The following is a 10923-nucleotide window of genomic DNA, read 5'->3' as shown; positions in this document are numbered from 1 at the left end:
CCGCCGAGTTCGAAGAAGTGATCATGGCGGCCAACCCGCTCGACCTGCAGCACCTCGGCCCAGATCTGCGCCAGCGCGGTTTCCAGCGCGTCTTGCGGTTCGACGTATTCGCGGCTGAACAGTGCGGTCAGCTGCGGCTTCGGCAGCGCCTTGCGGTCGACCTTGCCGTTGGCGGTCAGCGGTAATGCGTCAAGCCTGACGAACGCCGCCGGCACCATGTATTCCGGCAGTTGCACCAACAGCCGGGCGCGCAGATCGCCAACGCTCAGCGCGTCGCCCTGTTCGGTGAAATACGCCACCAGACGTGGCTGGCCGGGTTCATCCTCTCGGGCCAGCAGCACCGCGTCTTGAACGCCGTCGAGCTGATTGAGGCGGGTTTCGATCTCGCCCAACTCGATACGCACGCCACGGATTTTCACCTGATCGTCGTTGCGCCCGAGGTATTCAAGCGTGCCGTCCTCGCGCCAGCGCGCCAGGTCGCCGGTGCGGTACAGACGTGCATTTGGCACGCTGCTGAACGGATCGCGCAGAAAGCGTTCGGCGGTCATCTGCGGACGGTTCAGGTACCCACGGGCCACGCCGGCACCGCCGACATACAACTCGCCGATCACCCCCAGCGGCACCGGGCGTTGTTGCGCGTCGAGCAGATACACCGTGGCATTGCTCACCGGTTTACCAATGTGCAAGACGTCGCCCGCCGCAATCAGGCCGGAGGTGGCGACCACGGTAGCCTCGGTCGGGCCATAGTTATTGATCACCCGGAACGGCTGGTTACGGTTGAACTGGCGCAGACGATCGCCACCGATCAACAGGGTTTTCAGGGTCGGATGCGCCGGCTCCTGACTGAAGGCGTATTCGGCTACCGGGGTCGGCAGGAAGCTCACGTCCAGCGGCTGCGCACGCCACCAGGTCAGCAGCGCGTCGATGTCTTCGTTGCCGTCATGGTTTGGCGCCAGATGCACGGTCGCGCCAACGCACAAGGCCGGCCAGACTTCCCAGGCCATGGCGTCGAAACCGAACCCGGCCAGGCTTGAGGTATGACTGCCAGCGTGCAGATCGAAGGCCGCGCAGTGCCAGTCCACCAGGTTGCTCAGGGTCTGATGCTCGACCATCACGCCTTTCGGCAGGCCAGTGGAGCCGGAGGTGTAGATCACGTAGGCCAGGTGCTGCGGGGTCAGGGCCGACAGCGACGGGTTGTCGATGGGCTCGTTTGGCCATTGGCGCAGATCAAAGTCGATCAGCGGCACCGACAATGCCGGCAGGCGTTCACGCAGAGCGCTTTGGCTCAGCACCGCGACAGGCGCACTGTCTTGCAGCAGATAGCTCAGGCGCTCCGTCGGGTGCGCCGGATCCACCGGCACATAACCGGCGCCGGCCTTGAGAATCGCCACCAGCCCGACCAGCGTATCGAGACCGCGCCGGGCGACGATGGCCACGCGGTCGTCAGGCTGTACGCCCGATGCAATCAGATGATGCGCCAGCATGTTGGCCTGGCGGTTCAACTCGGCATAGCTCAGCGAGGCACCGGCAAACACCGCTGCCAGCGCCTGCGGCCGTTCAATGGCTTGCTGCTCGAAACGCTGGGCGATCGTCAGCCCCTGCGGGTAATCGGCGCGGGTCGCGTTGAAGGTGTGCAACACCTGCTCGCGCTCGGTGCCCGGCAGGATCGACAGCCATTCAAAGCCTTGATGCGGCGAGTGCTCCAGCGCCTCAACCAGCGCGTGCAAGGCGCATTGCAGATAGGCGCAAGTGCGCCGCGCGTCGATGCCGGCGCCGGCCAGTGCGGTCAGGCTGAAGCCTTCGCCGAGGTCGTCAACGCTGAGGGTCAGGCGGTAGTTGCTGTGCTCCTCGGCCTCAAGCAATTGCATGCCCTGCCAGGCCGCCCGGGCCTCGGCAGAACCGCCACCTGCCGAGGCACCGTGACGGTAATTGAACAGCGTGCTGAACAGCGGCGTGCTCGGTGCCATGGCGCTGCAATGTTGAATCCGCGCCAGTTGCGCGTGTTCGCGCTGCAGCAACTGGCTGAGCAATTGATGCGTCGCCAGTGCTGCGCCCTTGACGCTGTGCGCGCGCAGATCGATACGCAGCGGCAAGGTATTGATGAACACCCCGAGCGCCCGTTCGGCGCCCTCGCCGCCCTGCAAGCGACCGAGCAATACCGTACCGAACACCACGTCGTCACGACCGGACAATTGCCCCAGTACCTGCGCCCATGCCAGGTGCATCAGACTTGCAGCGCTGACACCCAGGCGCCGCGCCTGACTGCGCAGGTTGCGGCTCAGCGTGGCGTCGAGGCTCAACCGGGCCTGCGTGGCCAGTCCTTCCTGCGCCGGGTTCTGCCCGTAAGGCAAGGTGGGTTCGTCGACGTCGCCGAGCATCTCGCGGAAGAACGCTTCGTGCTGCTGGTCGCTCAGCCCCGACAGGGTGTGCGCCACGTAAATGCGATACGGCACCGGCTCAGCCAGACGCTGCGGCTGACCGATCAGGAACGCCTGCATCTCGTGTTGCAGCACCTCCAGCGCCACGTGGTCCATGACCAGGTGATGGAACAGCAACAACGCCACCACCCGCTGATGGTCGGCGTCCCAGGCGTGCACCACGCGCATCAGCGGCGCCTGATTGACGGCCAGGCGGTACTGCGTGGCGTCGAAGCGACGGCGCAATTGCTCGAGTACATCGCCGTCCGCGCCATCGAGTTCCAGCGCTTCGCACGCCAGCGGCGCCTCACGCCAGACCACTTGCACCGGGTCTTGCAGCCCATCCCAGAACAGCGAGGTGCGCAGGATGTCGTGACGCTGGATCACGTTCTGCAGGGCTTGGGTGAAGCTGTTCAGGCGCTGCTCGTCGGCAAACGCGAACTGCGCCTGCAACACATACGGATCGCCCTGGGCGGCGGACAAGTGATGAAAGAGGATGCCGGTCTGCAACGGCGCCAGCGGGTAAATGTCCTGCACATTGGCCACGCCGCCGGGGATGCTGGCGACGATGCGGTCAATGCTCGGCTGGTCGAGCGCCACCAGTGGCAGCAGCTCGGGAGTGATGCGTGTGCAGTCTGTGGTGATGAGGTTGGCCGCGACTTCGGCCTCCGGTTCACCGCCCACCGCAGCGGCCAGTGCGGCGAGGGTCGGCTGGTTGAACAGTACGCGGATGTCGGCCGTCAGACCGGCGCGACGCATGCGCGCGACCAGATTCACCGCCAACAGTGAGTGGCCACCCAGTTCGAAGAAATGGTCGTGGCGCCCTACCCGCTCAACCTTGAGCAGTTCAGCCCAAAGCTGCGCGAGGGCGATTTCCACTTCGCCGACCGGCGCTTCATATTCACGGACGGTCAGCGCCGCCTGATCCGGGGCCGGCAGCGCCTTGCGGTCAAGTTTGCCGTTGGGGCTCAGCGGCAGTGCATCGAGATGCACGAACTGCGCGGGCACCATGTAGTCCGGCAGGTTTTCCAGCAGATGGCTGCGCAGTGTTTCGATTTCCAGCGGTGCCCCGGTGTAGTACGCGACCAGACGTTTCTCGCCCGGCACGTCCTCACGGGCCAATACGGCGGCTTCCTGAATGCCGTCGATCTGGGTCAAACGCGCCTGAATCTCGCCGAGCTCGATGCGCAAACCACGGATCTTCACCTGATCGTCGTTGCGACCGAGGTACTCGATATTGCCGTCCGCCAGATAGCGGGCGACGTCACCCGTGCGGTACATCCGCCCATTGGTTTGGAACGGATCGTTGAGGAAGCGTTCGTCGTTCAGTTCCGGGCGATTCAGATAACCGCGCGCCACTTGCACGCCGCCGATGTACAGCTCACCCACCACGCCGTGCGGCACCGGTTGCTGCTGGGCATCGAGGATGTACATCCGGGTGTTGGCAATCGGTTTGCCGATCGGTGTGTTGTCTGGCGTTTGTTCCAGCGGTCCGGCGCAGTTCCACGCGGTCACGTCCACTGCCGCTTCAGTCGGGCCGTAGAGGTTATGCAGTTCGCTGCCCGGCAGTTGCTGTTTGAAACGCCGCACCACGCTGCCCGGCAGGGCTTCGCCGCTGCACATCACCTGACGCAGACTGCTGCAACGTGCGGTATCAGCATGAGCGAGGAATACATCGAGCATCGACGGCACGAAGTGCAGCGTGGTGATGTGTTCGCGCTCGATGATGTCGCTGAGATACAGCGGATCCTTATGCCCCTCGGGTCGGGCCATGACCAATCGGGCGCCAGTCATCAGCGGCCAGAAGAACTCCCAGACCGAGACGTCGAAGCTGAACGGGGTTTTTCTGCAACACCGTGTCGCTGGCGGTCAGTTGATAGGCGTCCTGCATCCACAACAGGCGATTGACCACCCCGCGATGTTCGTTGATCACGCCTTTCGGTTGGCCAGTAGAGCCGGAGGTGTAGATCACGTACGCGGTGTGCTGCGGGGTCAGCTCAGCGAGCGATAGATTGTCCGTCGGCAGCGATTGCCAGTGCGGCTGATCCAGATCGATCACCGGCACAGCGACTTCGCCAAGCAACGAACGCGTGGTTCCCTGCACAAGCACCGCCAGCGGCGCGCTGTCTTCCAGCATGTAGGCCAGACGCTCCAGCGGATACGCCGGGTCCAGCGGCACATAACCGCCGCCGGCCTTGAGGATCGCCAGCAGCCCGACCACCATGTCCAGACCGCGTTCGACGCAGATCGCCACCCGCGCATCCGGCCCTACACCCAATTCACGCAGGTGCCGCGCCAGTTGATTGGCCCGGGCATTGAGTTCGGCGTAACTCAGTTGCTGCTCCCCCGCGACCACCGCTGGTGCCAGCGGCGAGCGCGCCACTTGCGCCTCGAACAAGCCGTGAATGGTCTGCTCAAGGTTGTAATCGACCGCCGTGGCATTGAACTCGACCAGCAAACGCTGCTGTTCTTCTGGCGCCAGCAGCGGCGCCCTTTCCAGCAGCGCCTGATCGTTGCCGACCATCGCCTGCAACAGGCGCTGGAAGTAACCGACGAAGCGCTCGACCGTGCTCTGGTCAAACAATGCCGTGGCGTATTCCAGCGATCCGCGAATGATGCCGTTGGACTCACTGAGGCTCAGTGACAGGTCGAACTTGGCGAAGTGGCTCGGTTCGGCCACGCCTTCCAGCGTCAGTTCGCCGAGGGCCAGCGCCGGGCTTTCGAGGCCATCCCAACTGAGCAAGGTCTGGAACAACGGGCTGTGCGCCAGACTGCGCACGGGCCGAGTGATTTCCACCACTTGTTCGAACGGCAGATCCTGATGCGCCTGCGCTTGCAGGGTTTGCGCCTTGACCCGCGCCAACAGTGCTTCGACGCTCAGCTCGCCCGAGGTGTCGATGCGCAGCGCCAGGGTGTTGACGAACATGCCGATCAGGCCTTCGATCTCGGCGCGGGTGCGGTTGGCCACTGGCGAACCGATCACCACTTCAGCCTGCCCGGACAAGCGGCTGAGCAGCATCGCCCAGGCACTCATCAGCGTCATGTACAGGGTCACGCCGTGGCGCTGGCCCAAGGCTTTGAGCCCGGCGCTCAGACGCTCGTCGAGCACCACCGCAACGCTGCTGCCGGCATAGTCCTGCTGCGCCGGGCGCGGCCGATCGGTCGGCAGCATCAACAGCGCCGGGGCGCCGGCCAGGGTCTGTTGCCAGTACTCGCTCTGGCGCTGCAGCACCTCGCCGCTGAGCCAGCGCCGCTGCCACACCGCGTAGTCGGTGTACTGCAACGCCAGCGGCGGCAACGGATCCGGCTGGCCATGACTGAACGCCTGATACAGCGCCATCAGCTCGCGGGTCAAAACCCCCATCGACCAACCGTCAGAGATGATGTGGTGCAGGGTCAGCAACAGTACATGGTGATCGTCGGCCAACCGCACCAGTCGCCCGCGAATCAACGGATCGTCCTGTAAATCAAACGGCCCGGAGGCTTCGCCCTGAATCAGCGCCTGCAGGGTTTCCTCGGGTTGCGGGTGCTGGCGCAGGTCTTCGACCCGCAGCAGCAGGCCGGTGTCGACCGGAGCGATCAGCACCTGCGCTTCATCGTTGAATTGCGCGAAGCGGCTGCGCAGGGTTTCGTGGCGGGCGACGATCCGCGCCAGTGCGCGTTGCAGCGCCGCGTCGTCGAGACGGCCACGCAGACGCAGGGCCACGGGAATGTTGTAGGCGGTGTTGGCGCCTTCCATTTGCGCGAGGAACCACAGGCGTTGCTGGGCGAACGACAGCGGCAACGCGCCGTCACGCGGTACCGGCACGATCTGTGGTTGCGCACAGCGTCCGGCCTCGCTCAGCACTGAGGCGACCGCCGCCAGTTCGGCGTTGGCAAACAGATTGCTCAACGCCAGCTCGACACCCAGGCGCTGGCGCACTTGCGAAACCATGCGCATCGCCAGCAACGAATGCCCGCCGAGTTCGAAAAAGTGATCCTGCCGCCCGACCCGCTCGACTTGCAGCACATCGGCCCAGATCTGCGCCAGCGCGCTTTCCACCTCGCCTTCGGGCGCTGCGTACTCGCGGGTGAACAGCGCCGCCAGATCCGGTGCCGGCAAGGCCTTGCGGTCGACCTTGCCGTTGGCGGTCAGCGGCAGCGCGGCGAGTTTGACGAACGCGGTCGGCACCATGTATTCCGGCAAACGGCTGAGCAATTGCGCGCGCAACTCGCCCACCGGCAGCGCTTCGACCTGCGCCTGCTCGGTGAAGTAGGCCACCAGTCGCGGCTGGCCGGGTTGATCTTCGCGGGCCAGCAGCACCGCCTCCTGAATCCCCGGCATCAGGTTGAGGCAGGTTTCGATCTCGCCCAACTCGATGCGTACGCCGCGAATCTTCACCTGATCGTCGTTGCGCCCCAGGTATTCGAGGTTGCCGTCCTCGCGCCAGCGCGCAAGGTCACCGGTGCGGTACATCCGCGCATTGGGTGCGCTGCTGAACGGGTCACGCAGAAAGCGCTCGGCAGTCATTTGCGGGCGATTCAGGTAGCCGCGGGCGACCCCGGCACCGCCAACGTACAACTCGCCAGCCACACCAAGCGGCACCGGGCGCTGTTGTTCGTCAAGCAGGTACACCGTGGCATTGCTCAGCGGTTTGCCGATGTGCAGCGCATCGCCGCTTTGCACCAGACCCGAAGTGGCGACCACCGTGGCCTCGGTCGGGCCGTAGTTGTTGATCACGTCGAAATGCTGGTGGCGATTGAACTGACGCAAGCGGTCGCCGCCGATCAGCAGTGTGCGCAGGGTCGGGTGTTCAAGCTGCTGGCTGAAGGCGTATTCGGCCACCGGGGTCGGCAGAAAGCTCACGTCCAACGGCTGCGCGCACCACCAGGCGAGCAAGGCGTCGATGTCTTCGCCACCCTCGTGAGTCGGCGCCAGATGCAGGGTCGCGCCCGCGCACAGCGCCGGCCAGACTTCCCAGGCCATCGCATCGAAGCCGAACCCGGCGAGGCTTGAGGTGTGACGCCCGGCACGCAGGTCGAACGCCGCGCAGTGCCAGTCAACCAGATTGCTCAAGGTGTGATGCTCGACCATCACCCCCTTGGGCAGGCCAGTGGAGCCGGAGGTATAGATCACGTAGGCCAGGTTCTCGGTACTCAGGCCGGGAACGCGCGGATTATGGGTCACGTCCTGCGGCCAGTTGCAGCGGTCGAGTTCAAGCACCGGCACGTTCAGCGCCGGCAGTCGCTCGCGCAGATTGTTTTGGGTCAGCACCGCCACTGGCGCGCTGTCGTCGAGCAGGTAGTTCAAGCGCTCCGCTGGATGCGCCGGGTCAATCGGCACGTAACCGGCGCCGGCCTTGAGGATCGCCACCAATCCGGCCAGGGTGTCCAGCCCACGGCGGGCGACGATGGCGACTCGGTCGTCAGGCTTCACGCCCAAGCCGATCAGATGCTGCGCCAAGGCGTTGGCTTGCTGATTGAGTTCGGCGTAGGTCAGCTGCACGTCGGCAAACACTGCCGCCAACGCGTCCGGCCGCTCGGCCACCTGCGCCTCGAAACGTTGCTGGAGGGTCTGTGGCGCAGGGAAATCCAATTGAGTGGCATTGAAGCCGCGCAACACCTGTTCAAGCTCTGCCGCCGGCAGGATCGGCAATTGATTGACCGGTGTCTGCGGCGCCTGCTCCAGGGCGAGCAGCAGGTTCTGCAGTGCGCAGAGCAGGTAGTCGCAGATGCGCTGCGGATCGGTCTCGGTGCTTGCCAGCAGCGTCAGGCTGAAGGCGTCACCGAGGTCATCGACGCTCATCGTCAGCGGATAGTTGCTGCGCTCTTCGGAGTGCAACGTGGAGATACCGTCCCACGCCGCGAGGGTTTCGGCGCTGGCGGTGGCGACGTTGTGGCTGTGGCGATAATTGAGCAGTGTGCTGAACAACGGCGTCGGCGCCACCACGTGACTGCAGCGCTGAGCCAGGGCCAGCGGTGCGTGTTCGTGCCGCATCAGCGTGGTCAGCCGTGCGTGGGTGGCGTTGACCGCTGCGCGCACATCCTGTCCGTCGACATTCACCCGCAACGGCAAGGTGTTGATGAAAATCCCCAGCGCCCGGTCAATCGCTTCGGCGCCCTGCATGCGGCCCATCAGCACCGTACCGAACACCACCTGCTGTTTGCCGGTCAGCGCAGCCAGCACCTGCGCCCAGCCAAGGTGGAACAGGCTCGCGACACTGACGCCGAGCGTCCGCGCCTGCGCCCGTAGACGCTGGCCCAACAGTGCAGCGACCGCCACGCTGAGTTCGACGATTTCGCTGCCGTCACCCTGCACGTCCTGCAGGCCGTAAGGCAGCGTCGGTTCGTCGATGTCGCTGAGCATCTCGCGGAAGAACGCCTCGTGCTCGGCCTCGCTGACGCCCAGACGCGCCTGCGCCACGTAGTTGCGAAACGGCACCGGGCGCCCGAGCCGTTCACGCTGCCCGGTGAGGCAGGCGCGCATTTCGTGGCGCACCACGTCGAGGGCCGAGTGGTCGAGCGCCATGTGATGGAACAACAGCGTGGCGATCACCCGTTGCCCGGCTTCATCCCAGGCGTGGGCCAGACGCATCAGTGGCGCCTGGGTCACGTCGAGGCGGAAGTGCCGGGCGTCGAAACGCTCATGCAGATACGCCAGAACGTCGCTGGCGGGTTCTGGCAGCGTCACTTCTTCCACCGGCAGTTCGGCCCGACGCCAGACCACCTGCACCGGCGCGTCCAGTCCTGCCCAATGCACAGCGGTGCGCAGAATGTCATGGCGATCGATCACCGCTTGCAGCGCTTGAGCGAACGCTAGAAAACGTTCGCGGCTGGCAAAGGCGAAATGCGACTGCATGACATACGGATCACCGTCACCGCCACTGACGTGGTGATACAGAATGCCTTCCTGCAACGGCGCCAGCGGGTAGATGTCCTGCACGTTGGCTGCGCCGCCGGGGACTTGTGCGACGAGGTGGTCGATGGTGGTTTGGTCGAGCTCGACCAGCGTCAGCATCGCCGGGGTGATGCGCGTGGTGCCGGCAACGATGCCGTTGACCGGCACCTCGACCTGCCCGTGCTTGCTGGCCGAGTACTGCCCGGCCTTGATCAGCTCGATCAGCGCCGGCTTGTGCTCGCGCAACAGCGCCAGCAACGCCGGGTCGTTCAAGGCCTGCTTGTTGCCATTGACCCGCAATTGGTCGTCCGCGACCGCCAGCTGAATATCCTTGGCCTTCAATGTGGCCAACAGTTCGATCACGTTCACAGGACGATCTCCATTCGTTCGGTAATTGCGGCGTAGCCGGCCAGGGTCGGATGTTCGAACAGCGACCTGACATCGGCTTCCATGCCTTCCTGACGCAGCCGGCCGATCAGACTGACCGCCAGCAGCGAGTGGCCACCCAGTTCAAAGAAATGATCGTGGCGCCCCACCCGCTCGACGTTGAGCAACTCGGCCCAGAGCCGTGCGAGGGTGATTTCAACTTCGCCGACCGGGGCTTCATATTCGCGCACCGGCAATGCGCCCTGATCCGGCGCCGGCAGCGCCTTGCGGTCGAGCTTGCCGTTGGGGCTCAGCGGCAGTGCATCGAGATGCACGAACAGCGCGGGCACCATGTAGTCCGGCAGGTTTTCCAGCAGATGGCTGCGCAGCACGTCGACTTCCAGGCGTGCCCCGGTGTAGTACGCCACCAGACGCTTGTCGCCGGACGCATCTTCGCGGGCGAGTACGGCGGCTTCCTGCACGCCATCGATCTGGGTCAGGCGTGCCTGAATCTCGCCGAGCTCGATGCGCAAACCACGGATCTTCACCTGATCGTCGTTGCGACCGAGGTACTCGATATTGCCGTCCGCCAGATAACGGGCGATGTCGCCGGTGCGGTACATCCGCCCATTAGCCTGGAACGGATCGTCGAGGAAGCGTTCGGCGTTCAGCTGCGGGCGATTCAGATAACCGCGCGCCACCTGCACGCCACCGATGTACAGCTCGCCGACCACGCCGTGCGGCACCGGTTGTTGCTGGGCATCGAGGATGTACATGCGGGTGTTGGCGATCGGTTTGCCGATCGGCGTGTTGTCCGGGGTTTGCTCCAGCGGCCCGGCGCAACTCCACGCGGTCACGTCCACTGCCGCTTCGGTCGGGCCGTAGAGGTTGTGCAATTGGCTGCCCGGCAGTTGCTGTTTGAAACGCCGTACCACGCTGCCCGGCAGGGCTTCGCCGCTGCACATCACCTGACGCAGGCTGGTGCAGCGTGCGCTTTCGGCGTGGGCGAGAAACACGTCGAGCATCGACGGCACGAAGTGCAACGTGGTGATGTGTTCGCGTTCGATCACTTCACTGAGGTACTGCGGATCCTTGTGCCCCTCGGGCCGGGCCATGACCAGTCGGGCGCCAGTCATCAACGGCCAGAAGAACTCCCACACCGAGACGTCGAAGCTGAACGGGGTTTTCTGCAACACCGTGTCGCTGGCGGTCAGTTGATAGGCGTCCTGCATCCACAACAGGCGATTGACCACCCCGCGATGT

The 10923-nt window shown here is 64.8% G+C and carries 3 protein-coding genes; all 3 read right to left on the bottom strand.

From position 1 onward, the window contains the following. Positions 1 to 4211 (bottom strand): amino acid adenylation domain-containing protein (locus tag HT737_RS32855; RefSeq protein ID WP_374011198.1); only part of this gene is annotated, 4211 nt, incomplete at its 3' end. Beyond that, positions 4168 to 9663: an amino acid adenylation domain-containing protein gene (locus HT737_RS32850; RefSeq protein WP_374011197.1), complete on the bottom strand. Its 5496-nt coding sequence runs from the start codon at positions 9661 to 9663 to the stop codon at positions 4168 to 4170. The genes HT737_RS32850 and HT737_RS32855, both read right to left, overlap by 44 nt. After that, the coding region (locus HT737_RS27245; RefSeq protein WP_182404372.1) for an amino acid adenylation domain-containing protein at positions 9660 to 10923 on the bottom strand (1264 nt) is incomplete at its 5' end. The genes HT737_RS27245 and HT737_RS32850, both read right to left, overlap by 4 nt.

The sequence above is a fragment of the Pseudomonas sp. MD195_PC81_125 genome, assembly GCF_014060985.1.
Taxonomy (GTDB): Bacteria; Pseudomonadota; Gammaproteobacteria; order Pseudomonadales; family Pseudomonadaceae; genus Aquipseudomonas; species Aquipseudomonas parakoreensis.
This window is presented reverse-complemented; position numbering and strand designations above follow the sequence as displayed.